Origin of the sequence: Polycladomyces subterraneus, assembly GCF_030433435.1 — a bacterium.
Taxonomy (GTDB): Bacteria; Bacillota; Bacilli; order Thermoactinomycetales; family JIR-001; genus Polycladomyces; species Polycladomyces subterraneus.
Genome location: NZ_JANRHH010000028.1, coordinates 1 through 25,033, shown reverse-complemented (window position 1 = coordinate 25,033; position 25,033 = coordinate 1). Strand labels below are relative to the sequence as shown.

At 53.5% G+C, this 25,033-nt stretch carries 21 protein-coding genes; 14 read left to right on the top strand and 7 right to left on the bottom strand.

The features are described from left to right. Positions 1-347 precede the first annotated feature (347 nt). Positions 348-1,322, top strand: coding sequence for a 2-hydroxyacid dehydrogenase (locus NWF35_RS05680; protein ID WP_301238122.1), 975 nt, complete (start codon positions 348-350; stop codon positions 1,320-1,322). On the opposite strand, the gene NWF35_RS05675 is transcribed toward NWF35_RS05680, so the two are convergent. Further along, a complete protein-coding gene (locus NWF35_RS05675) occupies positions 1,292-2,140 on the bottom strand; it encodes a CPBP family intramembrane glutamic endopeptidase (RefSeq protein ID WP_301238121.1) in 849 nt (282 codons plus the stop codon). The genes NWF35_RS05680 and NWF35_RS05675 overlap by 31 nt on opposite strands. Before the next feature lie 378 nt (positions 2,141-2,518). On the opposite strand from NWF35_RS05675, the gene greA reads away from it, so the two are divergent. The 3 genes from greA to fabF all read left to right on the top strand — a co-directional run bounded on the left by greA (position 2,519) and on the right by fabF (position 5,084). Then, positions 2,519-2,998 (top strand): transcription elongation factor GreA, encoded by a 480-nt coding sequence (gene greA, locus NWF35_RS05670; RefSeq protein WP_301238120.1) that lies wholly within the window; start codon positions 2,519-2,521, stop codon positions 2,996-2,998. Positions 2,999-3,173: 175 nt separating this feature from the next. After that, a complete protein-coding gene (locus NWF35_RS05665; protein WP_301238119.1) occupies positions 3,174-3,560 on the top strand; it encodes a hypothetical protein in 387 nt (128 codons plus the stop codon). Positions 3,561-3,818: 258 nt separating this feature from the next. Continuing rightward, the gene (gene fabF / locus NWF35_RS05660) at positions 3,819-5,084 is read left to right on the top strand and encodes a beta-ketoacyl-ACP synthase II (RefSeq protein WP_301238118.1); all 1,266 of its coding nucleotides are present in this window, start codon (positions 3,819-3,821) and stop codon (positions 5,082-5,084) included. A 120-nt stretch (positions 5,085-5,204) separates the two neighbouring features. On the opposite strand, the gene NWF35_RS05655 is transcribed toward fabF, so the two are convergent. The 3 genes from NWF35_RS05655 to NWF35_RS05645 all read right to left on the bottom strand — a co-directional run bounded on the left by NWF35_RS05655 (position 5,205) and on the right by NWF35_RS05645 (position 6,762). Next, on the bottom strand, positions 5,205-5,540 hold the full coding sequence (locus NWF35_RS05655) for an ArsR/SmtB family transcription factor (protein ID WP_301238117.1): 336 nt from the start codon (positions 5,538-5,540) through the stop codon (positions 5,205-5,207). A 1-nt stretch (position 5,541) separates the two neighbouring features. Then, positions 5,542-5,976: an SRPBCC family protein gene (locus tag NWF35_RS05650; protein WP_301238116.1), complete on the bottom strand. Its 435-nt coding sequence runs from the start codon at positions 5,974-5,976 to the stop codon at positions 5,542-5,544. 336 nt (positions 5,977-6,312) lie between these two features. Beyond that, positions 6,313-6,762, bottom strand: coding sequence for a hypothetical protein (locus tag NWF35_RS05645; RefSeq protein ID WP_301238115.1), 450 nt, complete (start codon positions 6,760-6,762; stop codon positions 6,313-6,315). 635 nt (positions 6,763-7,397) lie between these two features. On the opposite strand from NWF35_RS05645, the gene NWF35_RS05640 reads away from it, so the two are divergent. Then, positions 7,398-7,829: an NUDIX hydrolase gene (locus NWF35_RS05640; protein WP_301238114.1), complete on the top strand. Its 432-nt coding sequence runs from the start codon at positions 7,398-7,400 to the stop codon at positions 7,827-7,829. Positions 7,830-7,910: 81 nt separating this feature from the next. Here the strand turns inward: NWF35_RS05640 and NWF35_RS05635 are convergent, their stop codons facing one another. The 3 genes from NWF35_RS05635 to NWF35_RS05625 all read right to left on the bottom strand — a co-directional run bounded on the left by NWF35_RS05635 (position 7,911) and on the right by NWF35_RS05625 (position 9,530). Then, on the bottom strand, positions 7,911-8,270 hold the full coding sequence (locus NWF35_RS05635) for a group I truncated hemoglobin (RefSeq protein WP_301238113.1): 360 nt from the start codon (positions 8,268-8,270) through the stop codon (positions 7,911-7,913). A gap of 162 nt (positions 8,271-8,432) precedes the next feature. After that, the gene (locus NWF35_RS05630) at positions 8,433-9,134 is read right to left on the bottom strand and encodes a Crp/Fnr family transcriptional regulator (protein WP_301238112.1); all 702 of its coding nucleotides are present in this window, start codon (positions 9,132-9,134) and stop codon (positions 8,433-8,435) included. 201 nt (positions 9,135-9,335) lie between these two features. After that, the gene (locus NWF35_RS05625) at positions 9,336-9,530 is read right to left on the bottom strand and encodes a hypothetical protein (protein WP_301238111.1); all 195 of its coding nucleotides are present in this window, start codon (positions 9,528-9,530) and stop codon (positions 9,336-9,338) included. 139 nt (positions 9,531-9,669) lie between these two features. Here NWF35_RS05625 and NWF35_RS05620 point away from each other — a divergent pair, with 139 nt between their 5' ends. From NWF35_RS05620 to NWF35_RS16820, 9 genes are all read left to right on the top strand, one after another. After that, on the top strand, positions 9,670-12,918 hold the full coding sequence (locus tag NWF35_RS05620) for a PD-(D/E)XK nuclease family protein (protein ID WP_301238110.1): 3,249 nt from the start codon (positions 9,670-9,672) through the stop codon (positions 12,916-12,918). Next, positions 12,915-16,505 carry a UvrD-helicase domain-containing protein gene (locus NWF35_RS05615; RefSeq protein ID WP_301238109.1) on the top strand — a complete coding sequence of 1,197 codons (3,591 nt, stop codon included), beginning with the start codon at positions 12,915-12,917 and terminating at the stop codon, positions 16,503-16,505. The genes NWF35_RS05620 and NWF35_RS05615 overlap by 4 nt, the downstream gene beginning before the upstream one ends. A 130-nt stretch (positions 16,506-16,635) precedes the next feature. Beyond that, on the top strand, positions 16,636-18,723 hold the full coding sequence (locus NWF35_RS05610; RefSeq protein ID WP_301238108.1) for a transglycosylase domain-containing protein: 2,088 nt from the start codon (positions 16,636-16,638) through the stop codon (positions 18,721-18,723). 176 nt (positions 18,724-18,899) lie between these two features. Beyond that, the gene (locus tag NWF35_RS05605) at positions 18,900-19,271 is read left to right on the top strand and encodes a hypothetical protein (RefSeq protein ID WP_301238107.1); all 372 of its coding nucleotides are present in this window, start codon (positions 18,900-18,902) and stop codon (positions 19,269-19,271) included. 315 nt (positions 19,272-19,586) lie between these two features. Beyond that, positions 19,587-21,743 carry a RelA/SpoT family protein gene (locus NWF35_RS05600; protein WP_301238106.1) on the top strand — a complete coding sequence of 719 codons (2,157 nt, stop codon included), beginning with the start codon at positions 19,587-19,589 and terminating at the stop codon, positions 21,741-21,743. Positions 21,744-21,762: 19 nt separating this feature from the next. Further along, entirely contained in the window at positions 21,763-22,209 is a 447-nt protein-coding gene (gene dtd, locus NWF35_RS05595; protein ID WP_301238105.1) for a D-aminoacyl-tRNA deacylase, read from the top strand. Between the two features lie 73 nt (positions 22,210-22,282). After that, positions 22,283-24,292, top strand: a complete 2,010-nt coding sequence (gene tkt / locus NWF35_RS05590) for a transketolase (RefSeq protein ID WP_301238104.1) — start codon at positions 22,283-22,285, stop codon at positions 24,290-24,292. Between the two features lie 89 nt (positions 24,293-24,381). Then, positions 24,382-24,660, top strand: coding sequence for a helix-turn-helix domain-containing protein (locus NWF35_RS05585; protein WP_301238103.1), 279 nt, complete (start codon positions 24,382-24,384; stop codon positions 24,658-24,660). Between the two features lie 30 nt (positions 24,661-24,690). Further along, positions 24,691-25,029, top strand: a complete 339-nt coding sequence (locus NWF35_RS16820) for an IS3 family transposase (protein WP_363321563.1) — start codon at positions 24,691-24,693, stop codon at positions 25,027-25,029. Positions 25,030-25,033 lie beyond the last annotated feature (4 nt).

The following is a 25,033-nucleotide window of genomic DNA, read 5'->3' as shown; positions in this document are numbered from 1 at the left end:
CTTTGGTCGTCGTGGCTTTCAGGCAGCTTTTTACGAGGGTTTGGGAAATCCGTAAGGGAGCAAATGCTTTCACAGGTGAGCGACTTCATCCCGCCGAGCGAAGACCCGGAAAGCGCAGAAATGAAATCGCGGGTAACTTCCTCTCAGCGAAGCATACATTGCCCGCATCTTGCCTCCGGGTCGGGGCGGCTATGACCTACTTCCATGAGGGCGCAGGTGGCGTTAGCCGAGAGAGCATTCACCAGACACACTTTAGTAAGGTTCGTCTAACTGGATAAACATGGTGGTTTCGTGTATCATCATAGCAGACAATGCCACAATATCTTGGACAACTGGGAGTGGACTCCATGTCGGCACACATTTTCGTGACGCGCGAGCTGTTTCCGGAAGTGACGGAGCAATTGAAACAATACGGACAAGTGACGATCGGTGCTCGAGACCGGGATTTGTCGCGGGAGGAGCTGTTGGAAGGGATTCGGGGCAAAGATGCGATCCTGTGTATGTTGACTGATCGGATCGACGCGGAAGTGATGGATGCTTGCCCCAATTTGCGTGTGATCAGCAATTATGCCGTCGGATACAACAATATTGACGTCGCCGAAGCCACCAAGCGGGGTATCCCCGTGACCAACACCCCTGATGTGTTGACAGAAGCCACGGCGGACCTGACCTGGGCGTTGCTGTTGGATGTGGCGCGCCGGGTGACGGAGGGGGACCGCTTGACCCGTTCCGGCCGCTGGAAGGGTTGGGGACCTCGTTTTATGCTGGGGAAAGACGTGCATGGTTCTACATTGGGCATCATCGGTTTCGGGCGTATCGGCCGGGCGGTTGCCCGCCGTGCCCAAGCCTTCAACATGCGCGTGCTTTATTATTCCCGAACACGACTCACCCCGCAGGAGGAAAATGAACTGGGCGTCATCTACCAACCCTTGGACGAGCTGTTGGCGAAAGCAGATTTCGTGTCGCTTCATGTGCCGTATACGCCAGAGACCCACCACCTGATCGGGGAAGCGGAATTGTTTCGGATGAAGCGGACCGCCTATCTCATCAATACCGCACGTGGTCCGTTGGTGGACGAGCGGGCGCTGGTGAGAGCGCTGCAAGAAGGGGAAATTGCCGGGGCTGGACTGGATGTATACGAAGACGAGCCCCGTTTGGCGGAGGGATTGGCCGAGTTGGAACAAGTGGTGTTAGCCCCTCATCTGGGCAGTGCCACGTTGGAAACACGGATGAAAATGGCGAAGTTGGCCGCGGAGAATCTGTTGTCCGTTCTCCGCGGTGAGAAGCCTCCTCATCTTGTCAACCCGGAAGTGTGGGAATGATCGGATTTCGTTCGGTTGCGGGATTGGAGCCAAAAAACCGCCGTCAATGATATCAGCAACAAGGTGACGGCGGCCCCACCTTCCAACCCGAACCTGCCGCCGGTCACCCAAGCGGGCCCCGTTTCTCTTGTAAACAAAACGGGATGTTCGATCAGATGCAGCCCGGAAACGGGAAGCGACAACATTTCCTGACACAGATTCCATGTAAAATGAAAACCGATCGGTGCCCACAATCCGCCAAAAGCCTCTTTGGCCGTCCCCAGCATGACACCTGCCAAAAAGAGATTGAGCAAAGCGAGCCAAGAGAGGTTTGGATTACCCAAATGGAGGGCACAAAATAGTAGAGACGCGGAGAAGATCCCGATGATGCGTCCCCATTGGCGTACCATGAGGGTTTGTATGTAGCCACGGACCAGGATTTCTTCACCCAATGCGATGATCAAAAAGCCAGACAGTGCGGATGTGAAATCCGTCACCGTCGATGAGGAGATGTAGAATCTGTCCACTGTCAGCAAGCCGTTTGCCAAGAGGAGTACAAACGGAACGGCGATTCCGAATGTTCCCCAACCGGCTCCGCGAAGGAATGAGCGAAACGGGGACGGTTCCGCAAAACCCAACTCATCAAGCGGCTTTTTTTCCAACCATATCCATGTCAGAAAGGCGGCCAGCACAAACGCGGCATTCTGTCCTAAGATCACGGGCATCAGGGAACGATTCACAGGATAGAGGGGGAAGAGCAATGAAACGAAAAAGACGATACCCAACATCGACAACAGGAACACGAGCAACAATTTTCCGACCAGTTTTAGCACGTTCATCCCATCTTCTCCTTTTTCGTCTCGTGATCAATCATGTCCCTTTGGACATTGTAAGACGTTCAAGCCGCCTTTGCAAAAAATGGTCTTGCTCTCTTGGACGAACGCAACAAATGTGCTAAGATATTCTTCAGCTGCAATCAACTTTCGATTGGCGAAAAAAATCCTGCACAAATGAGGTCATGAAATCGCTTACTTCCCGAAAGTGGTATCAGCATCATTCGTAATTTCATCGGGGTGAGCGATCCTGCATTTTCTTTGCGCGGTTGTAGGAAGTGCGTGATAAACAACACAACTGGTTGCATATGAATGGAACACGACACTGGGCGGGATTCCGGCCGCGACAAAGAGGATGGTCTTGTCGATAAGGGAGGAATCGGTATGACTCAACAGAAAAAAGAAGTATTGTTGACCGAAGAAGGTCTGGCCAAAGTCAAGGAAGAGTTGGAATACCTGAGAACGAAAAAGCGGCATGAAGTCGCCCAACGTTTGAAAGAAGCCATCGCGCAAGGCGACCTCAGCGAAAACTCCGAATACGATTCCGCCAAAGAGGAACAAGCTTTTGTGGAATCCCGGATAGTACAGTTGGAGAACATGATACGCAACGCCAAAATCATCAATCAGGATGCGCAAAACAAAAACTACGTCAGCATTGGAGCCAAAGTGACGATCCAGGAGTTGCCAGACGGGGAAAAGGAAACGTATGTCATCGTAGGCAGTGCGGAATCTGACCCATCAGCAGGCAAAATCTCCAACGAGTCGCCGATCGGTGCCGAGCTGATCGGAAAACGGGAAGGCGAAATTATTAATGTCCCGGTTCCGTCAGGTACGATCCAGTTCAAAATCCTGGAGATTAACTGAGCTGTCATATCGAGAACCGTTTTCCAAGCCATGTGTTTCCGGTGACCGATTCGCTGGACGAGGCGGGAAAACGGTTCTCATTTCACCTCCATCGTTTGATGGAGGTGTTTGTTTCATCGTTTTATTTTGAAAATAAATTTTATTCAGTTTTTATGATTGGAGAGGAGAGAAGCGAATGAACAAACAACCGGAAGCCGGGCTGTTTCAGCCCGAAAAGGTATTCATCGGCGGATACAGTGAGGAAGAGAGACGACCGGATCCGTTTGTGGCTGTTTCATTTGCGGATGAGCGAAGCGCCAAGGCTGCATACGTCCGATTGAAAGAAGGAGAAAAAGATTGGCGGATTCGCATAGAGTCGTCCGGGGAAAATGTGCGCGTGGTGTTGGAGCAGGAGGGAGCGTCACCACTGTATGTGGAGGATATTTGGAAAGATGAGACTTGGCACTTTTTCTCGTCATACTACCATCAATCCACCTGTGTGCTCTTGATGATGGCGGTGGAGGAGGAAGTGCGCCCGGATTGGTCGATCCGTTTAGCAAAAGAACAAGTCCGAGTGGAGTGAAGATGAAACATGCTGAGAAGTGAAAGTCCCAAGTGTCCGAGAGTGGTGACGATTGTGGCAATAACGTCAAGCACGACCTCTTTCCGGACGTGCTTGACACCATCAGTCTGGGGTGGTTGGGATCAGTAAGCGATTGTGAAGCGCTTGGGATAAAACGGGGAGGGGGGATTCCTTGTCAAAGCCGCTCTCCTCAGTATAAAACCATCATTTCCCAATCATAATAACATGGAGACATCACCGGATTCAGGGGGGAGCGGCATGAAAAAGCGCGTCGTCATCACTGGGATGGGAGCATTGACCCCGATCGGCCAAGATGTAACCAGCTTTTGGGAGGGATTGCAGGAAGGGCGGAGCGGTGTGCGGTCTATTTCGCGCTTTGATCCAACCGGATTTCCGACGACGATCGCGGCGGAGATCCCGGATTACGATCCGCTCGATCATTTTGAGGCCAAGGTGGCGCGCCGGATGAGCCGTTTTGCCCAGTATGGGCTGGTGGCTGCTCGTGAAGCGGTTCGGCATGCACAACTGGTGATGGATCGGGTCGATCCGGTGCGCGTCGGGGTGATGGTGGGAACCGGAAGCGGCGGGTTGGATCGCATTCAGGAGGAATACCAAAAGGTGTTGCAAAACGGCTCCCAAAAGTTGTCCCCGTATTTGGCACCCGCTATGCTGGCCAATATGGCGTCGGGTGAAATCGCGATCGCACTGGGGGCCAAAGGGCCTTCTGCGGCTGTGGTGACGGCTTGCGCGACGGGAAGTAGTTGCATCGGTGAAGCGATGCGGATGATCCAATATGGAGAAGCGGATGTGATGATTGCCGGCGGTACAGAGGCGCCGATCACACCGCTCGGGTTGGCTGCCTTTTCCCGGATCCGCGCATTGTCCAGGCGAAACGGGGAACCGCAAAAGGCTTGTCGTCCCTTTGATCGGAACAGGGACGGATTTGTCGCTGGAGAGGGAGCGGGGGTGGTGGTGCTGGAATCGCTGGAGCATGCTGTGCAAAGAGGTGTCCCGATTCTTGCCGAATTGATTGGATACGGTGCGACGACGGATGCACATCACATCACAGCCCCCTCTCCCGATGGCGCCGTTGCTGCCGAAGCGATGGACCGGGCATTGACTGATGCGGGTTTGTCGCCGGAACAAGTGGACTACATCAATGCACACGGAACGAGCACCCGCGCCAATGATGCGGTGGAAACGATGGCTATCAAGCGGGTGTTTGGGGAGGCGGCGTACCGAATTCCGATCAGCTCGATCAAATCGATGATCGGACATCTGTTGGGTGCGGCGGGGTCGGTGGAACTGATCGCATCAGTAGAAACGATTCGACATGGCGTCATTCCACCCACTATCAATTGTGACACGCCAGAGGAAGGGTTGGATTTGGATTACGTCCCACATACGGCCCGAAAACGGGATGTGCAGGTGGTCATGAGCAATTCATTCGGTTTCGGGGGACATAATGTCAGTCTGATCGTCCGGCGATGGGACCCAAGGGACGAATCCCTGATCACCAGCTGAAAAACGACTGAAAGTGGCCCAATGATCCAGGTGGGTCTTTTTCCTTCGCTTCAGCTGAAAGAATGCTCACGGGAAAAAGGCCACCCCAGAAAGTCAACATGGGTGGCTGTCTTTTTCCGACTATTCGCTGTCTGATTCCTCGGATTCTACGTAGTGTTTCAGTGCAGCCATCTTGTTTTCCCAAAACCGCTCGAAATAGGAAAGCCAATGCTTCAATTCGAGTAGTGGCTCCGGTTGGAGACTGTATCGCGTCTCCCGCCCGACTTTTCGCTGCTTCACAAGTCCTGCATCCGACAAAATGCGCAGATGTTTAGAGACAGCCGTTCGGCTCATCGGGAAGTGCTCGCTGATCCCGGTGACATGCATCTCTTGATCGGCAAGCAACTTTAAAAGCTGACGGCGGGTAGGATCGGCAATCGCTTGAAATACGTCATGCTTCGGTAAGGCAGCACCCATCTTATGCCTCTACCACCTCGCGGAGTTTTTCGGTCACGATCGACTTCCAACCATGATCCATTCTGTTGTGTGCTTCCGAATGATTTAATCCCGATTCCGGGATGGTTTCATCAGGTTCTCCCCAACCCGAATGAGTCAGGGTAAATTGTGTTTTGCCTTCCAGCTCCTTCAATTCAAACGAAACGCGCCAACCGAACTCACCCCAAGCAAAGGAAAGTCGGTGTGGAGGATCGATCTCCATCACTTTGCATGGTGTGGGTCCGAAAGGGGTCTGCAATGTGAATTCATACCCTACTTTTGGCTGGAAATCATTGGGCATTAACCATGCTGCGATGCCTTCTGACGTGGAGACAGCTTCCCATACTTTTTGAATAGGTGCCTGAAATACGGCTGTGTGACGGATTGCTGGAAGTCTACCTCTGTTATTTCCCTGCATTTTGAGAGCCCCCAATCCATTTGATATGAAACCATTAGGTTTCGCATTGATTATATGAAACCAATTGGTTTCACGTCAAGTGTTCGAGAGGGGGAGAATCAAAGGGGATCGGTGTTTTTCAATGGCATTTGGTACCTTTGCAATATATAATCCTGCCTCTGATGGAGGCAGGATTGGGTGAAAATCCGTGAGTTCCGATTTTCCGTTTTTAGCTTCGCGCACGACGGGAAATAAAGAGGATAACCTTTTCCGCCAACCAATCTTTGAGCAACATCGTTTGAGCAGCGAGGAAGAGAGACGCAGGTATCGCGAGGGGAGACGGTTTTTTGCGATTCCCTAGCTGTCCGGACGCTGCAACTGGTGGATCAAATGGGTAAGCGGTCGGGAAGTGCGGTACTCCACCCATTGGCGTTGTGTGTTGCGGACCAGCAGTCGCGGGGCATCCCACGTTGAGGAAGGTTGCGTGACGATCACCTCTTTGATGGGGTAGCCGATGGGAGAACGCGGCAATACAACCGGCGACGGGAATCGGAACAGCAGGTAACGCGACGGAAGTTGGTAGGAACTGAGTCCGGCCATTTGTTCGATACCGTTCAACACACGTTCCAGTTCATGATGAGTGATTCGGGTGACAGGGACCGGAACAAGCTGTTGATTGTGGACACGATAGGCTTTCACATACGCCACTTTGGGTACCATCGGCGACATAAACGCGTGCGGAGCCGACGGTAACCACAAAAGAATCGCTGCCAACAAACCCCAACCCGCAAGGCGGGTAACCTTCATCACAAGCGCCTCCTTCAGTGGTCGATTCGCCCTTAGTTTGGAAAAAGAGGAAAGGTTTCATACCCCCATCCGCCGAAAGGGTGAAAGAAAAGAAATCGGAGAAGGACTCGGAATACCGTCAATTCGCACGACGGGAAGGAAGGAGACGATGGTGAGCTATCCAGGTTTACTGGAATCGTTGGGATAAATGAGAGTAGTTGGTGACGGTGGAGAGGATGGTCGAAAGCTGCATCTCGTCAATGACAGTACTCGTGCACATACAACGCTATGAAATCAATCATATTGATATTGTAGGGTGTCAAAATGAAAAGATCTTTCTCATTGAACTTCCGTTTGAATGCATCCCACTTAATTCATCTCAACATGTTTTTTCTGACGATAAGAGCGGATTTTTGTTCCTTATACATCAATCAAGAGGTCCTGCAAAATCAATTAGGTCATTGACAAAGTCCGCGGGCTCCGATTTCCCATAAGCGACCTTTGGCTGCAGAAAGAGGAGAGAGGGAAAACAACTCACCCGAAATCGCGATGGTAGACTACTTTTGTCAGCAGTCTCAATCAATAGAGCAATGTAGAACAGGCATCATCATTCCGTGGTCTGGTGACGGGGAAAAAAGCAAAAGGAGGCACCACGGATGTTACCCAAACATCATGTCGCAGCGGCCGGAATTGTGTGGGACGATACCAAAGGAGTACTGCTCATTCAACGTGCCGACAACCATCATTGGGAGCCACCGGGTGGCGTGGTGGAGTTGGATGAAGCGCTGGATACGGCAGTGATTAGAGAGATCCGGGAAGAAACCGGGATCGAGGTCAAAGTGATTCGTTTGATCGGGGTGTACAAAACCATCGGTCGAAACGATACTCATGTGGTTAGTCTCGTCTTTTTGTGTAAGCCGGTAGGCGGCACGTTGCAACTGAGTTCCGAAACGGTCAATGTCGGTTATTTCCCGATTGAGATGGCGATGAACATGGTCAAACGCAAATGGATTCGCATTCGGTTGGAAGACGCAATCCGCGAATGGAAAGATGTTCCGGTTCGATCCTACCTTCACCCTGAGAAGTGAAAAGCCGACAAACGGATTCGTCCGTTTGCCGGCTGTTGATTGGGAACGAGGTTAACCGGAAGAAATGAGTGCTGTGTCGGATTACTTATGAATGATGTGCGGTTTGACGCTGCGAAGAAATGCTTCCACTTTGACGCGGTCTTCCAACGGCACGTTGTATTTGCGCAAGGCACCGTTCAAATGCTTAATCGCTATTTCGTAGTGCTCATGCGTGATGTTCATCCCCTTGTGGGATTCGCGCAGGGTAGCACCTTCGTATTTATGGGGACCGCCCAGCGCGTAGCTCATGAAGTAAGAGATCTGGTGCTTACGGAGTTTTTCCATGTCTGTGTATCGAAAATAATGGCTGACTTCTTCATCTTTGATCATCCGATCGTAGAACTCGTTCACAACGGCTGCAATGGCTTTTTCTCCACCCAGCTTCTCGTACAGGGTTGCCACTTCTGTTTCCCTCCATTTCAAAAACAAAGACAAATGATCTATGAGTCCAATCATGGATCGGAGGCGGGAAAAAAGTCGAATAAGACACACAGGATGTCTTAACTGTAACAAATAGGGGATTTGATAGATGTGAAATAAATCACACCATATGATTTTTTCTGTTTAACCGATTTGTGTGTGCGGGCAATCGACTAGCTCCTTTAATCGGTGAACGTGAACCACGAGATGTCCCTCTTGCAGATGGACATGTCCCTCTCGTTTCAGGCGGTTCATCACACGGCTGACCGTTTCGCGTGTGGCACCGATCATCTGCGCGAGTTCCCGGTTGGTGTACCGCTCCTTCAGGCAAATACCCTGTTGATGAGGCTCGCCCACGGTACGGGCCAGACGGAGGAGTAAAAAGATCACGCGCTCGTATGCGTCATGAACGATGGACTCGTTCAGTTGCTGTTCCAAATCGCTGATTTGCTGTCCCATGGTTTGAATTAACCGAATAGTGAGCTCGGGATGAGTACGAAGCAATTGTTCCATGTCTTCTTTGGGCATGACCAAGAGGTGAGAGTCCTCGACCGCTTGGGCGTCGGCATGAAAACAAGCCTCCCGAAAAAAGCCAAAGTGCGGGAAGAAATCTCCGCTGTGACAATAGGAGATGAACATCTTGCTCCCTTCCGGGTCTGTTCGGTATATTTTGATTTTCCCCCGATAGACGATAAAGACCTTGTCGATTCTTTCCCCCCGCAAACACACGACTGTCCCCCGTTTGACCTTTCGTTCGATCAGTGTGTGACTCACCGTTTCCAACGCTTCAGTATTGATGCCGTGAAACAGGGGCAATGTTTGTAAAAAACGCGCGATGTGGTTCAACGTGGATCACCTCCGGGGTGTCCGGCAACCGCGTTCAGCACCAGCTCTCATCTAGAGTGTAAGTGATTTTGCGGTACATAGCAAACCTGCTGTCCTCTCGTGCGACGAACGGATCATGTTTCGATTATGTAAAAAAATCCTATTGAAACAGAAAATGGGCCCCGGCGCGGGCATCGTTTCTCGACCGGGGACCCTGGGTATTTATTTTTCCGGAGATGTTTCTGGTGCTTCCGTCTCCGTCCCCCACTGTGTTGCTTCGGACAAATGCGGATTCATTCCCCACATCTCCTGGATCGCGGCGGTGACGTGGGTGTGGGGGTCATTTTCTGCTGGATACGCAGCCATCTGACCATCCTGCAATTCAGTCGGGCGTGTTGATTTTTTCGGCTGTTTCACGAACATGCCTCCTTAGGCAGTGGGTTTTCCGTTTGCGGATTGGTATAATGCAGAAAAGAATCTGCTTTTTTCATCGTTTCACCGTTGGACCGGCGTTATGTAGAAAAATTTCACCATCGAAAACGGAAGAGGGATCGAGATGACGGGAACGATTGTTCTGCATCCCGTAGACTCGGCGGGATGGGGGATGGGCTGGGATGACCCCACCCGATTTTCCGGTTGCAAACGGGTGGATTATCTGGTTCCCGGCACGCGCATGGCCAGGGAACTTCACCGTCGCTACCTGCCTTTCCTACGGGATCAACGGGACGTGCATTTCGGCACATTTGACCAATTTGTTCGCGAGTTGTTGCAGGACCGGCGCAAGCGTCTACTTTCCGCCATTGAGCAGGAATGTCTGGTGCAACAGGCTGTCAGCACCGCTGATCGGGAAGAACCATATACATACTTTCGCGGGTGGAAATCGCGTCCGGGTTGGATTAAAAAGATGGAGACTTGGATCGGAGAAATCAAGCGGTCTGGCGTACTGCCCGAACGACTGATAGCGCTTTGGCACGATCGCGGTCCCAAAGAACGTGAATTGGCGCGAATCTATCGGGCCTATCAACAGTTGCTGTCAGACAGCGGAGCGTTCGACCACGAGGAGGCGTACTACCAAGCATTACAAGCATTACGACAGGGACAGGCACGATTGCCGGAGTATGTGGTTGCTGAACATTTTCACGATCTGTCTCCTCTGCAGGAGCAGTTGCTGATCCAGCTGGTCACCTCTGGTGTCCCAGTTGAGTTGCATTTGGTTTGGGACGAGACGCGTCCCCGTTTGTTCAAAGAGACGGAACAAACCATGGAACGCTTGCGGCAACGCGGCTTTTCCGTAAGACGGGTTTCGGTTGAACCGACCGAGGAGCGTCGAGTTACTGCATTGGAACATATGGTCCGCACAGCGTTTGCCGTCCGTCCGGAACGACAAGCGGCGGATGGAGCGGTGGAAGTGTTGTCCGCCCCCGGTGTGGAGCAGGAGACCCGGATGGTGGCGGGCAGTGTCAAACGATGGTTGTCGGAGGAAAACGGCTCGTTATCGGATGTGGTTTTGATCGTACCGGACCTGGATACATACTTGTCCCCGCTCGTACGAGCGTTGTCGGAGGCGGGACTGCCCGTCGCATCGCCGTGGACGGTACCGCTTCGCCATCATCCGGTGATGGAGACGATCTTGACCGCGATGGCCGTTCGTATGGGACGGGAAGAGGAGCGCATCGCCCTGATGCAGAGCCCGTTTGTGCCATGGGGAAGTGAGGCCGATCGACGGTTGTGGTTGAAGGCTTACGAACGGTGGAATGCGCCACAGAGCTTGGCGGAATTGGAATCATGTATGGGTCGAGCAGAGATCATCCCCGACGACGGAAACGAGACGGAACCAGCGGTATGGTCGGGCTTGTTGGCGTTGTATCGCTGGGTGGAAAGCATCCCGTTGAACGCTTTGTGGCGGGATTGGTTGGCGTGGTTGGAATCATGGGTGGCTGAGCTGGAACAGCCGTCCCGGTATCGCACGTTGGCGAAAGACCCGCGGATGTTGCCGTTTCTGGCGGAAGAGATGCAGGCATTCGCCTTGATCAGGGAAATCGTTCAGGAATGGAAACACGTCGACCCGTCTGGATTTGCCGGGGAAGCATTAGAATTGCGCACGTTGGCCGGCATGCTGGAACGGGCGGCGATGCGGAAACGGGTGCGCAAAAAGCCGGGACGTCGTGGTGGGCTTCGCATTTTGGAGCCCAACCAGATCCGCTGGGACCGATACCGGGCAGTATGGGTGCTGGGATGTGCGGAAGGGGAGTGGCCACGCCCCATCCACGATGACTGGCTGTTGCCGGATGAGGAGCGTGTACGTCTCCGCCAAGAAGAATTGCGCTTGATGACCTCTGATCAGCTGCGGCATCGGCAATTATTGCCGTTTTTCCTATGCGCTTCGTCTGCCGAGTCACACTTGGTTTTTTCCTATCCGCATGCGGATGAATCCGGATCGTCGCGCTTGCCGTCCCCATTTTTGCAAGAACTGTTGGCGGTGTGGACAGAGACGGATGTGATCCACCAGCGGCGGGATGTATCCCATATGCTCCCCGACCGATTCGAGGCGTGTTTTTCTAGGAAAGAAGGATTGGCTCGAGCGGTCTCGCTGTTGTCCCAAAACGGAACAGCCGATCCTGTGACAGAACGAAAGCAAGCGATCACCTTGCTGAAAAACGAAGCGCGCAGGCAACCGGAACGTACTTGGCATTGGTTGGAGCGGTTGCGGGTAGAACGTGTGCGTCTCTCTGGAAATGCCGCTGCGTTTGCCGGTCAGTTGCGCCCGTCACTGTGGAAGAAACACGGTTTTTCCTTGCAGGATCGCGTCTGGAGTCCCGCGGAGTTGAATCAGCTGATGCAGTGCCCGTTCCACTATTTTGCCGACCACCTGTTGCAGGCACGGGAGCCTGAGCCCGCACGACGGGAGTGGGCGGCGCTGGATCGGGGACATGTTTGGCATCGGGTATTGAGCCACTTCTGGCGCGGATGGGAGGAAGTACGCCTTTCTCCGGATACATGGGAAAAGGCGATGGAGCGGTTGGATGTGCTGGTGGACGCGTTGTTCGAACAGTTGTTGACCGAGGCCGCAGCATTGGCCCGCGATCCTTTCCGTTTGGAGGTGGAAAAGGAGCGGATCAAACAACAACTGTCCGCCGTTTTGTCACATGAATGGCATTGGCGCGGGGTGGACGGCTCCGGCATGCGTCCGGTTCATCTGGAGTTGTCTTTCGGCATGACCGATCCTAACCTGATCCACCGTGGTGAAATGGATCCACAATCGACCCCACATCCGGTACGGATTCACCTGCCGGGAGATGTGACGATCCGGGTGCGTGGAAAAGTGGACCGAGTTGATGTGGATGGAGAAGGTTATTATGCCGTGTATGACTACAAATCGGGTGCGGTGGTCGATCCCAAGCGGATCAGGGAAGGAGCGCATTTGCAATTGCCTTTGTTTCTCTGGGTGGTCCAGCAAGTGTTGGGTCTGGACCCCGCTAAGGCCGTGGGAGCTGCTTATTACACGCCAGGCACACGGCAGAACGGCAAACCGCCCACCAATAACCGAAACCAAGGATTGTGGCGGAAGGAAGCGACGGAACGTACGGGCATCCATACGCGGGTGAAGGGATTGCTGGATGAGGAGGAATGGACGAACACGATGGAAGCGATCGGGCAACGGCTCAGCCGTCAGCTTCGTCGAGCCGAAAAGGGGGATTTTGCGGTTGAGCCGACGTGGGAGTGCCCTTCGCATTGCCCTCACCGGACGATTTGCCGTTGGGATGTCACGTTGTCACTGGCAGAGAAAGGGGAAGGAGAGGAATGACCCACTCGTTCACGCCGGATCAATGGGAAGCCATCAACACACTGGATGTGGACTGTATCGTTTCTGCCGGTGCGGGATCAGGTAAAACGCGCGTACTGGTGGAGCGGTACCTGCGCATCTTGTCCACCCATTCGGATGATCCCGATATCTTGGATCATATCGTTGCCATCACCTTCACGGAAAAAGCTGCCGCGGAGATGAAAGAGCGTATTCGTCTGGGAGTGACGGAGCGGCTGGAAGCTGCTCGGAAAAATAACACCGCTGAAGAAGCGTGGTGGTATCGCCTTCTGTCGGAAATGGAACGCGCCCGCGTGATGACGATTCACGCATTTTGTGCCCGTTTGCTGCGGGAATATCCGATCGAGGCCGATGTGGATCCCGATTTTACCGTGATGGATGAGACGGAAGTGGCATGGTGTCTGGCGAATGCCTCTGAACGGGCAGTTTCCGCTGTACCGCAAACAACCGAATTGAGTGAGGAAGTGAAACGGGCGTGGGAGACATGGGTGACCGGAGTGGGAATCACCCGTGCCGCCCGTGAATTGACCGCGTTGTACCGGCAGATGACGGGGATGGGCTGGGGGCCTGGGGAGTTGGCCGAGCGGACGTACCGAGACCTAGAGAAACTGACGGATCGGTTAGCAGAAGAAGAACGGGAGATGTCGCTCTCGTTGTTGTCTGCCGGTCGCGCGCTGATGGAAATCACGGGCGGAAAACGCGTCCAAGCGTTCCAGATGGAATGGCCGGAACTGGAACGGCGTTGGCTTGCAGCTGGTTCCCGGATGGAGAAGCGGGATGTGCTTACACAGTTGGAAGCGTTGTTGAGCGGGAACTGGGGGCGAAAAGAGGAGATCCTTCTGCCGCGGGACCGGATGAAGCAGCACCTCCAGCGACTAAATGAAGTCGTGGACGGATGGCTGTCGCTCCCGGAAGAGCGACGGTTGATCGACGCCGTCCTGTGGGCGGTTTCCTTTCTGCACGAAGCGTACGAATCGGCGAAACAAAGACTGGGCGGGTTAGATTTCGACGAATTGCAATTGCGTGCCTGTCGGCTGTTGGAAGACCATCCACATGTGCGTTTGGAAGTGAGTCGGCGGATTCGGTATCTGATGGTGGACGAATTTCAGGATACCAACGAATTGCAGAAGCGGCTGATCGATTTGCTTTGCCGGGAACCCGACGGACGGACGATCCCGGGCAAACGGTTCGTCGTCGGTGATCCCCAGCAGTCGATCTACCGGTTTCGTGGCGCCGATGTATCCGTGTTCGGAAAAACGAAAACGGAACTGTTGTCCGAGGGCGGGAAAGCCGTTTCGATGCGGAATAATTTCCGCTCCCATCCTGATGTCGTGTCGTTTGTCAATGCCTTGTTCACCCGGCTGATGCCTGATCATCCCGATACCGGCAGTATGTACGAACCGGCAACCGCACGCGGCAGCTCAGATACCAATCCGCCCTGCGTGGAGTGTTTGGTCATTCCCCAAGCTGAAGAGGGGGAACGCGAGGATCGGCATGCCCGGGAAGCTCGGTGGTTGGCCCAACGCATCGGGGAGATGATCGAAGAGGGGACGCGTCCCGGTCAGATCGCTATCTTGTTTCGAGCCATGACCCATGTCAAATGTTATGAACGGGCGTTGGCAGAAGTGGGGGTACCGTTTTATGTAGTGAAAGGACGCGGGTTTTACGACAGGCAGGAAGTGCTGGATGTGCTTCATTTCCTCAGGTTTTTGCACGATCCGGACGATGTCCTGTCATTGGTGGGTGTGTTGCGATCCCCGTTTTGTGCGGTTTCGGACGAAACCATCTTTCTGTGTGTTCAAGCGGGGGCCTGGTCGATGTCACCGGCGTCTTGGCCGGAAGTGGACGGCCTCGCCGAATCGGAGCGGATGAAATTGTCCCGTTTTGCAGCACTGTTGGAACAAGCCCGTTTGCGCATCGGACGTGTTTCGGTGTCGGAGCTGATCCGGTTTCTATTGGACGAGAGCGATTACCGGCTGGTGGTGTGGGGAACGCCGTCCGGCAAACAGGCTAACGCCAATTTGGACAAGCTGATCCGATTGGCTGGCACCCGGCGCGATGCAGCGGCATTTTCTTTGACCTCTTTTTTGCGGATGATGGATCGGCTTCGCGAAGAACCTGTCCCGGAAACGGAAGCGTCGGTGGAATCCGACGACGGCGACAGCGTGAAACTGATGACCATCCACCAGGCTAAAGGCTTGGAGTTTCCTGTTGTCTTCATACCGGATCTCTCTTGGCGTCGCAACCGCCCGACACCGGAGCTGTTGGCGGATGCGGAAGTGGGCTTGGCGGTCCGTCTGCGTACCCCGCATGGGGTTAAACAGGAAACCTACCGCTGGCGTCAGCTCCAGGAGCGGGAAGAGAGATTGGAAATCGAGGAATCGGTTCGCCTGTTTTACGTGGCTGTCACCCGTGCCAAGCAACGGCTCGTGCTTAGTGGGCAGCCGGAAGAACACAAGCAAGCCAAAAAAGGAGAGCCTCTCCTTTCCGTCGATTCGTGGAGCCAATGGCTGGACGGTGTGCTGGGGTGGGAGAACATCGATGAAGAAACGGGCAAATGGACATTTCCCGACGGGGAAACGTGGATTCGCGTCCGCCGGGTGAAAGCCGGGGAGGCGGCTGCTCTGCCGTCGGCTCATGCCGAGTTGGACTCCGTGCTGTTGACATCCCGTACTTGGTTTGAACGGAAAAGTGGTGAGAATGGTGAGACGGACAACTCACCATGGGCACTGATTGAGCCGCGCCGGTTGACAGAGCGTGACGGTTTGGGTATCAGTGTGACCGATTTGATGACGCTGTTCAATTGTCCGCGTAAATATCTCTACAAACGGTGGATTAACGTCCCCACCGAGGTGGAAACTGAGCGGAATACCATGGAGACGGATGAGGAAGTCTCACCCGTACCGTTGGCTGCCACATTGATCGGCAGTGTGGTCCACCGCGTGATCGAGTGCTGCCCCGACGATGTCTTCCGGGCAGATGAGTTGGTGGAGGTATTTCGGTCCGCAGTGGTCGAGTACAATGGGTACCGGGCAGACATTCCCGCATTGTGGGACGAAGTTCGCCCGCTGTTGCAAACTTATCTGGACAGCCGTTTCCATCTCCAACCCAAGCGGGAGGATTGGAAGGAAGTACCTTTTGTTCAACGCGTCGCCGGATTGGAAGTGGAAGGGATTATCGATCGTCTGATTCAGCACGAAAACGGCGAATGGGAGTTGGTCGACTATAAAACCAACCGGGTGACCGATCATGGTTGGGATGTGCTGGCCCGGGAGTACGAGCCGCAATTGCGGCTTTATGCGTGGGCTGCCCATAGCCAGTGGGGTGTGCTGCCCCGACAGGCGGTACTGGTGTTTCTCCGTGCCAACCGTGAAGTGACAGTGAAGGTGACGCCCGAATCGATCCGGGAAACGGAGGAACAATTGCACAAGGCAGCCGAATGGTTGTTGAACGAAGATGATCCCGACCGGTTTGAACCCCGTCCCGGTGCGCGTTGCGCCGCGTGCGATTTTCGGGAGATCTGCCCAGCTGCGGAAACTGGAGAGCGCATCCGTTTCATGGAAGTATGAACGGGAAAAACCAAAACCACGAAAATCGCGTTATGGATGAAGGAGTATGTGAAAAAGGGTGTTGCGGCCGTCCGACACAAGGAATTTACCGGACATGGAACCGCAACACCCTGGGAGTGGAGGAGAGGAGATGAAGATCCAAACGATCACACTTGTCCGAAGATGGGTATCCCGTCAGTGGGCCAAACCATGGGTTCGTCGGCTGACGTGGGGATTGGCCGGTTTCGTTGTCATCTTTTTGATCGGCATCAATATCGCGATCGCGATGACTGATGTCGACTCCTTAGCCAAGCCGGTGGATCAGCCGACCATCATTTATGACCGATATGGGCGGGTGGCCAGCAAAATCATGATGTCAAACCGGGAAGGGGTGAAATTCCGGCAGATCCCCCCTTACTTGATCCATGCGGTGATTGCTACAGAGGATCGTCGGTTTTACGAACACGGGGGCGTTGATTACATTGGCACTCTGCGGGCATTATGGGTCAATTTGCTGTCCGGGAAGACGGTTCAGGGCGGCAGTACTTTGACCCAGCAACTGGCCAAGAATGAATTCTTGACACAGGATCGCACGTTGGAGAGGAAATTGAAAGAGTTTTTGTATGCCAAGAAAATCGAACGCACTTATTCCAAAAATCAAATCCTCGAGATGTATCTCAATCGAATCTATTTCGGTGAAGGGGCCTGGGGGATCAAACAGGCTGCACGCACCTATTTTGGCAAGGACGTCAGCCAGCTGACGCTGGGTGAATCGGCGATGCTGGCGGGGATGATCAAAGCGCCTTCCGCCCTGTCTCCCTACAAGCATTTCAATCAGGCGATGGAGCGTCGGAATGTCGTTTTGCGATTGATGAAAGATCAGGGCTATATCACTGAACAGCAGATGAAACAGGCGGAAAACCAAGACATCGTGCTGGAGCGGAAAAAGCGGGATCCGTACAACGGAAAGTACCCATGGTACGTAGATGCCATTATTCAGGAAGCCATCAGCAAATATGGGCTGACGGCCAACGAGGTACTACACGGAGGATTGCGCATTTACACGGAACTGGACCCCCGTATGCAACGGGTGGCGGAAACTGTGTACAACGACGACAGTCTGTTCCCGCAAAGCAAGGCGGATCAGCTGATCCAGAGCGGCGCCGTTCTGTTGGACCCGTCCACAGGGGGTATCCGGGCATTGGTTGGTGGCCGCGGAGAACACGTTTTCCGCGGATTCAACCACGCGACACAGTTGAAACGTCAGCCGGGCTCGGCGCTCAAACCGTTGGCGGTGTACACCCCGGCGCTGGAACAGGGTTGGCAGATCGGATCGGTTCTCAAAGACGAACCGATGGATTTCGGTGGTTACCGCCCGCAAAACCACGATGGACATTATCTCGGCCGTTTGACGATGTATGAGGCCGTGATCGATTCCGCCAATGTTCCGGCAGTTTGGCTGCTGCAACAAATCGGTATCGACAAAGGAATCGGTGCGCTGGAACGGTTTGAAATCCCAATTACCAAGGAGGACCGTCAGTTGGGTCTGGCGTTGGGCGGTTTGAGGGAAGGGACTTCGCCGCTTAGAATGGCGCAGGCCTACTCCGTTTTCCCCAACAACGGTCTGATGGTGGAAGCCCATACCATTCGCAAAATCGAGACGGCGGACGGAGAACAGTTGGGGCGCTGGTATAAAAAAGTGACACGGGTGACCAGTAAAAAAGTGGCGCAGTCCATTACCTACATGTTACGCGGTGTTGTGTTGGAAGGAACCGGGAAGCAAGCACGAATTCCAGGAAGGGAAGTAGCAGGAAAAACTGGTACCACACAAATGCCGGGTATGAACGATGGGAACAAGGACAACTGGTTCGTCGGCTACACGCCGCAACTAGTGGGGGCGGTATGGCTCGGCTACGACAAAACGGATGCGCAACATTTTCTCCGAACTGCCGCAGGGGATAGTGCGGCAATCATTTTCCGGGAAATGATGTCCCGTGCGTTGGCAGGCCAACCGGCCCAGGCATTTCGTCTGGACACCGTTCACCTGAGCAAACCGCCCAAGATCGATCGCAGCCCCAAACCCCAGCCCAAACCGCAAACACCTGAGGAAAAGGCAGCCAAAAAAATCAAGGAAGGCTTGAAAGATTTGTGGAAGCAAGAGGAAAAACGGATCAAGGAGAGTTTGAAGAAGAAAAAGCATGAATGGGAGAAACGATTGCAAGAGTGGCGGTTGCATTGATTCTATGGAAATGATTTTGGAGCCGTCTCCCGGCTGGTGGGAGACGGCTTTCCCCAAGCTGTTATCACTCCCGTTCCAATGCACTGTTGCTTTGAAAAATCTTGGTATTGTGTTAAAACAAAGATATACTATGATATACTATTATGCATGAGATCGGCAAAAAGGAGAGAGCCATGATGGAATGGCTACATGAATTTTTTCAGGCACTGATAGCGGGTTTTGGACGCATTATTCTTACCGCGATGATTTTGTGGATGGTCTCCCTGATAGTCCTGTTGTTTCGGGAGCTGTTCCGACCGGGAGACATTCATTTTCGCAGTTATTTGTACCGTGTGTGGAAATGGCTGTTGTGGAGTTTTGAAATCGCTTCGTACGGCGGTGTTATCGTGGCACCGGTTCTCATGTACCGAACGGAGGAATACCTGAAATACGGCATGCTGCTGTTTGCGGCGCTCGTCTTTTCTGCCGTACTCATTCATCTTAGGAGAAATACGAAATTGTTTACATGGCGTGCGGCGGAGCATTCGAAAGAAAAGACGAATAAATGACCGATCCAAGGAATGCCAGAAGTCGTCTCTCATCTTTTTCGAAAGCGTTGTTAGAAAGATGGGAGACGACCTATTTCTTTTGCCAATCACTTCTATAACAGCTGCTGTCGTTTTCCAACGGTCTTTCCCTGTTCTTTCCTCCATTTAGCAGACACGAGCGGATGAAGCGTCTCACCCTGCATGGGTTAGCCGCCATCGCGAAGTTGACGAGCTTTTGTCAATCCTCTGAGAATCTCCCACTGCCTCTTTACTTTCCATCTGCCTTAATAGATAATTAAAGGAAAAACTTCGGATATTGAACGGGTGAAACTGGCAATGCCGATTGAGCAGCTCTTGGAGAAAGCGGCACGATATCTCAGTGAAGAAGATCTGAAAAAAGTGGAGAAAGCATATCAATTTGCGAAACAAGCGCATGAAGGCCAGTTTCGCAAATCGGGCGAGCCGTATATCCACCACCCGGTAGCTGTGGCCGAGATCCTGGTCGATCTACAGATGGATGCGATCACACTGATGGCTGCCATGTTGCACGATGTGGTGGAAGATACGGGTGTAACGCTGGACACATTGAAAGAAGAGTTCGGGGAAACGGTGACGCAATTGGTGGACGGCGTCACGAAACTGAAAATCCGGATGAATTATAAATCGACCGAAGAACACCAGGCGGAAAACCACCGCAAGATGTTCGTGGCGATGGCGCAAGACTTCCGGGTGATCCTGATCAAGCTGGCGGACCGATTGCACAATATGCGCACGCTGAAGCACTTGCCCGAGGAAAAGCAACGGCGCATCGCCAACGAGACATTGGAAATTTTTGCGCCGTTGGCTCATCGTCTGGGTATTTCCCGGATCAAGTGGGAGTTGGAGGATACGGCGCTACGCTATCTCAATCCCCAACAATATTACCGGATCGTCAATCTGATGCGCAAAAAACGGGCAGAGCGTGAGCAATATATCGAACAAGTGGTCAAAACGATCCGGGAACGGCTGGAACAAACGGGAATCGAAGCAGAGATTTCCGGTCGTCCCAAGCACATTTACAGTATCTACAAAAAAATGGTGACCCAGCACAAGCAGTTTAACGAGATTTACGACTTGCTGGCGGTCCGTGTCATCGTTGACACCATCCGTGATTGTTATGCAGTGTTGGGGATTATTCACACCATATGGAAACCGATGCCTGGTCGGTTTAAAGACTATATAGCCATGCCTAAGACCAACATGTACCAGTCGCTGCACACTACCGTGATCGGCCCGAAAGGAGAACCGATCGAAGTTCAGATTCGGACCAAGGAGATGCACCAAACGGCCGAATATGGGATCGCGGCTCACTGGGCATACAAAGAAGGGCAAAGTTACCAACCGGGCTCCTTCGAGGATAAATTGAAGTGGTTCCGCGAAATCATGGAACTGCAGCAAGAGGCTAAGGATGCCAGGGAGTTCATGGAAAACCTGAAAATGGATCTGTTTTCCGACTCCGTGTTCGTATTTACCCCCAAAGGGGATGTCATCGAACTGCCGGCCGGATCGGTTCCGTTGGATTTTGCCTACCGCATTCACACCGAAGTGGGCAACAAATGCATCGGCGCCAAGGTGAACGGGAAGATCGTACCACTGGACCACAAGTTGAAAACAGGCGATATAGTGGAGATTCTCACGTCGAAGCACAGTTACGGTCCCAGCCAGGACTGGTTGAAGATCGTTAAGTCGTCCCATGCCCGCAACAAGATCCGCAGTTGGTTCAAAAAGCAGCGCAGGGAGGAAAGTGTCGCCAAAGGGCAAGAGATGATCGAGGCCCTTCTGAGAAAGCACGATTTCAACCCGAGCGAGGTACTGACGGCCGATAGGTTGAAAGAAACCGCTGCCAAATTTAACTTTCAGGATGAGGAAGATATGTATGCCGCTGTCGGTTACGGCGGCATCTCCACGGCACAGGTCGTCAACAAGCTGACGGAAGGCTTGAAGCAGGAAGAGGATGCAACCCCCGTCGTTCTGCCCGAAGTGAAAAACATGCCGACCCAGCGCCGAAAAGTGGCACAGGGCGTTCGGGTCAAGGGCGTGGACAATCTGTTGGTGCGCCTGTCCCGATGTTGCAACCCCGTACCGGGCGACGAAATCATTGGGTTTGTCACCCGGGGACGTGGTGTGTCCGTTCATCGCAAGGACTGCCCCAACATCCAATCAGTCGAACCGGAACGCATGATCGGCGTGGAATGGGAAGGCGAAGGCGAGCAATCCTATCATGTGGACATCGAGATTTCCGGTTTGGATCGGCAGGGATTTCTCCACGAAGTATTGCAGGCCGTATCCGAAACAAAAACGCATTTGACTGCTGTCAGCGGTAAGGCTGATCGCCACGGCATGGCGAAGATTCACATGACATTGCTGATCCGAAACATTCACCATTTGCAGTCGGTGGTGGAACGGGTCAAACGCATCCGGGATATCTACAGTGTGCGACGCATCATGCAGTAGGTAGAACAGGAGGGTGATTGTGAGGATCGTATTGCAACGGGCGAAGGAAGCCAGGGTCAAGGTGGAGGGAAACATAGTCGGCGAAATCGACCACGGCTTGGTCCTGCTGGTCGGGTTCACCGACGGTGACGATGAGGATGACCTGAGATATTTGGCAGAAAAGGTGGTACACCTTCGGATTTTCGAAGATGAAGAAGGTAAGATGAATCGCTCCCTGTTGGATGTGGAAGGGAGTATTTTGTCGGTTTCGCAGTTTACGCTGTACGGTGATTGCCGAAAAGGGCGTCGGCCCAATTTTATGGCTGCGGCCCGGCCGGAAGAGGCGACTGTCCTTTACGACCGGTTCAATCAACTGCTCAGAGAACACGGCGTACGGGTGGAAACGGGCGTGTTCGGCGCTATGATGCAAGTGGAGCTGATCAACGACGGGCCGGTCACCATTCTGCTGGAAAGCAAGCCCAAGTAAACCCGATCACAGTATGTTATAATGATCTGGGCAGTCACAGAACGTGTGGGATACGTGAGGAGGAGCAATCGAGATGACCACGTCCAACCCGATCGAAAAAATGGCTATCAACGCCATTCGCGTGTTGTCGATCGACATGGTGGAACAGGCCAATTCGGGCCACCCCGGCATGCCGATGGGGGCGGCACCGATGGCATACTTACTGTGGACCAAATTTATGCGTCACAACCCGGACAACCCGAAATGGTTCAACCGTGACCGTTTTGTTCTGTCCGCGGGACACGGTTCGGCCATGCTGTACAGCTTGTTGCATCTGACCGGTTATGATCTACCCATGGAAGAGTTGAAGCGGTTCCGCCAATGGGGCAGTCGGACACCGGGTCATCCGGAATACGGGCACACTCCGGGTGTAGAAGCAACGACCGGTCCGCTCGGTCAAGGAATTTCGATGGCGGTGGGGATGGCGATGGCGGAGCGCCATTTAGCGGCCAAATTCAACCGGGAGAACTTCCCGGTCGTGGATCACTACACCTACGTCATCGCCAGTGACGGCGACCTGATGGAAGGTGTGGCCGCAGAAGCCGCTTCGTTGGCTGGCCATTTGAAACTGGGCAAGTTGATCGTTCTGTACGATTCCAATGACATTTCACTGGACGGCGATCTGGCGCTGGCGTTCAGCGAAGATGTGAAAAAACGCTTCGAGTCCTACGGTTGGCACGTGCTGAAAGTGGAAGATGAGGATGATTTGGATGCGTTGAGTGCAGCCATTCGTGAGGCGCAAGCCGTCAAGGATCGCCCGACCTTGATCGAGGTGAAAACCACCATCGGGTACGGCAGCCCCAACAAAGCGGGTACGCACAAAGTGCACGGGGCGCCGCTCGGAGCAGAGGAAGCCGCGTTGGTGCGGAAGGCATACGGCTGGCCGTCCGACGAGCCGTTCTTTGTCCCGGAGGAAGTGCGCCAACACTTTGCCGAATGGAAAGAAAAAGCCAAACAGGCGGAAGCAGAGTGGAACCGCCTCATGGAAGCGTACCGCGAGGCATATCCGGAACTGGCCGCAGAGCTGGATCTGGCCATTGCAGGTCGACTGCCGGAGGGATGGGATCGCGATCTGCCGGTCTACCCTGCGGATGACAAGGGAATGGCCACCCGCAAAGCGTCAGGTGAAGCGATCAACGCCATTGCCAAAAACGTGCCGACCCTGTACGGTGGCTCGGCTGACTTGGCTTCTTCCAACAATACGACGATGAAAGAAGAAGGGATTTTCGGCGCCAAAGACTATACGGGGCGCAATGTGTGGTTCGGAGTGCGGGAGCACGGCATGGGTGCGGCCCTCAACGGGATGGCCCTGCACGGTGGTGTCCGTCCGTACGGTGCCACATTCCTGGTGTTCTCCGACTATCTGCGTCCGTCCATCCGGTTGGCGGCACTGATGCAGCTCCCGGTGACCTATGTCTTTACTCACGACAGCATCGCAGTCGGGGAAGACGGGCCCACACACGAACCGATCGAACAAATCCCGTCTCTTCGACTCATTCCGGGGTTGAAAGTCATCCGTCCGGCGGATGCCAACGAAACGATGGCAGCCTGGCGGTTGGCTATGGAAGAACAGGATGGCCCGACGGCGTTGATCCTGACGCGGCAAAGCCTGCCGGTATTGGAGGGAACGGCCGAATTGGCCAAAGACGGCGTGCGGCGTGGTGCCTACGTACTGTCCGAAGCAGCGAACGGTAGTCCGCAAGCGATCCTGATCGCGACTGGTTCCGAAGTCAGCTTGGCGGTGCAGGCGCAAAAGAAATTGGCTGAAAAAGGGATTCACGTACGTGTGGTCAGCATGCCTTGCCGTGAGCGGTTTGAACAACAACCCGAAGCATATCGGCAATCAGTTCTGCCAAAAGAAGTTTCTGCTCGCGTCGCCATCGAAGCGGCACATCCGATGGGATGGGACCGCTACGTCGGCGAGCTGGGAGCCGTGATCGGGGTGGATCGTTTCGGTGCATCCGCTCCGGGTTCCCTGGTCATGAAAGAGTACGGCTTCACCGTCGATCATGTGATCGCACAGGTAGAGCAGCTGTTGGGTTGAGAAAAAAAGCCGGCTGTCTGAAGTGCCTCCCTTAAAGTAGACACGCAATAAAAAGTGTGCGTAAATCTACTTAAAAGGGGGGCTTTTCCATGGCCAAAAAGGGGCAAAAGTTCGGTTCGTTCAGTCAGGAGTTTAAGTTGAAAGCAGTCAAAATGTATCATGAAGAACACAAGGGCGTGGAAACCATCGCTAAGGAATTGGGATTGCCATCCCATTCGTATGTGAGAAGATGGCTAAAAGCCTATGCTGAGAAGGGACCGGAAGGTTTGAAAGATCAACGGACAATGCCGGCCAAAGAAGGTAAGAAAAGAGGAAGGCCTCCTAAAGCGAACAGTTTAGGAGAACCTGCGACTTCGGGCAGAAAATGAGTATCTAAAAAAGTTGTTGCTTCAAGAGGGGTGGGATGTTCCAAAACGTTGAGGTTCAACATCATTCACCAACTTAAGCACAAGTATCCTGTTCAACTGCTGTGTAAGATCGCTCAAGTATCCCGGAGCGGCTATTACAAGTGGTTAAAAAGACAAACCTGCCGTCGAGATCATGAAATCAAACAGATCCTTTCATTGGAGTACCACAGGCTGAAAGGGATATACGGATACCGAAGAATGCGGATTCTTTTGAAGCGAAAATACGGAATACACGTAAATCACAAGCGTGTGTACCGCCTGATGAAGCTTTTGCAAGCAGGCTGTCATTCGGAGAAGAAGACCCTACACGCACTATTCATCGTACGGTAATGAA

Excerpts from the sequence above, each read along its gene's own strand:
- NWF35_RS05615 (WP_301238109.1), top strand. The coding sequence starts at position 12,915 with ATGACCCACTCGTTCACGCCGGATCAATGGGAAGCCATCAACACACTG.
- NWF35_RS05645 (WP_301238115.1), bottom strand. The coding sequence starts at position 6,762 with ATGAAGGTTACCCGCCTTGCGGGTTGGGGTTTGTTGGCAGCGATTCTT.
- NWF35_RS05600 (WP_301238106.1), top strand. The coding sequence starts at position 19,587 with ATGCCGATTGAGCAGCTCTTGGAGAAAGCGGCACGATATCTCAGTGAA.
- tkt (WP_301238104.1), top strand. The coding sequence starts at position 22,283 with ATGACCACGTCCAACCCGATCGAAAAAATGGCTATCAACGCCATTCGC.
- NWF35_RS05585 (WP_301238103.1), top strand. The coding sequence starts at position 24,382 with ATGGCCAAAAAGGGGCAAAAGTTCGGTTCGTTCAGTCAGGAGTTTAAG.
- NWF35_RS05610 (WP_301238108.1), top strand. The coding sequence starts at position 16,636 with ATGAAGATCCAAACGATCACACTTGTCCGAAGATGGGTATCCCGTCAG.
- fabF (WP_301238118.1), top strand. The coding sequence starts at position 3,819 with ATGAAAAAGCGCGTCGTCATCACTGGGATGGGAGCATTGACCCCGATC.
- NWF35_RS05675 (WP_301238121.1), bottom strand. The coding sequence starts at position 2,140 with ATGAACGTGCTAAAACTGGTCGGAAAATTGTTGCTCGTGTTCCTGTTG.
- NWF35_RS05605 (WP_301238107.1), top strand. The coding sequence starts at position 18,900 with ATGGAATGGCTACATGAATTTTTTCAGGCACTGATAGCGGGTTTTGGA.
- NWF35_RS05640 (WP_301238114.1), top strand. The coding sequence starts at position 7,398 with ATGTTACCCAAACATCATGTCGCAGCGGCCGGAATTGTGTGGGACGAT.
- NWF35_RS05655 (WP_301238117.1), bottom strand. The coding sequence starts at position 5,540 with ATGGGTGCTGCCTTACCGAAGCATGACGTATTTCAAGCGATTGCCGAT.
- NWF35_RS05665 (WP_301238119.1), top strand. The coding sequence starts at position 3,174 with ATGAACAAACAACCGGAAGCCGGGCTGTTTCAGCCCGAAAAGGTATTC.
- greA (WP_301238120.1), top strand. The coding sequence starts at position 2,519 with ATGACTCAACAGAAAAAAGAAGTATTGTTGACCGAAGAAGGTCTGGCC.
- NWF35_RS05620 (WP_301238110.1), top strand. The coding sequence starts at position 9,670 with ATGACGGGAACGATTGTTCTGCATCCCGTAGACTCGGCGGGATGGGGG.
- NWF35_RS05680 (WP_301238122.1), top strand. The coding sequence starts at position 348 with ATGTCGGCACACATTTTCGTGACGCGCGAGCTGTTTCCGGAAGTGACG.
- NWF35_RS05650 (WP_301238116.1), bottom strand. The coding sequence starts at position 5,976 with ATGCAGGGAAATAACAGAGGTAGACTTCCAGCAATCCGTCACACAGCC.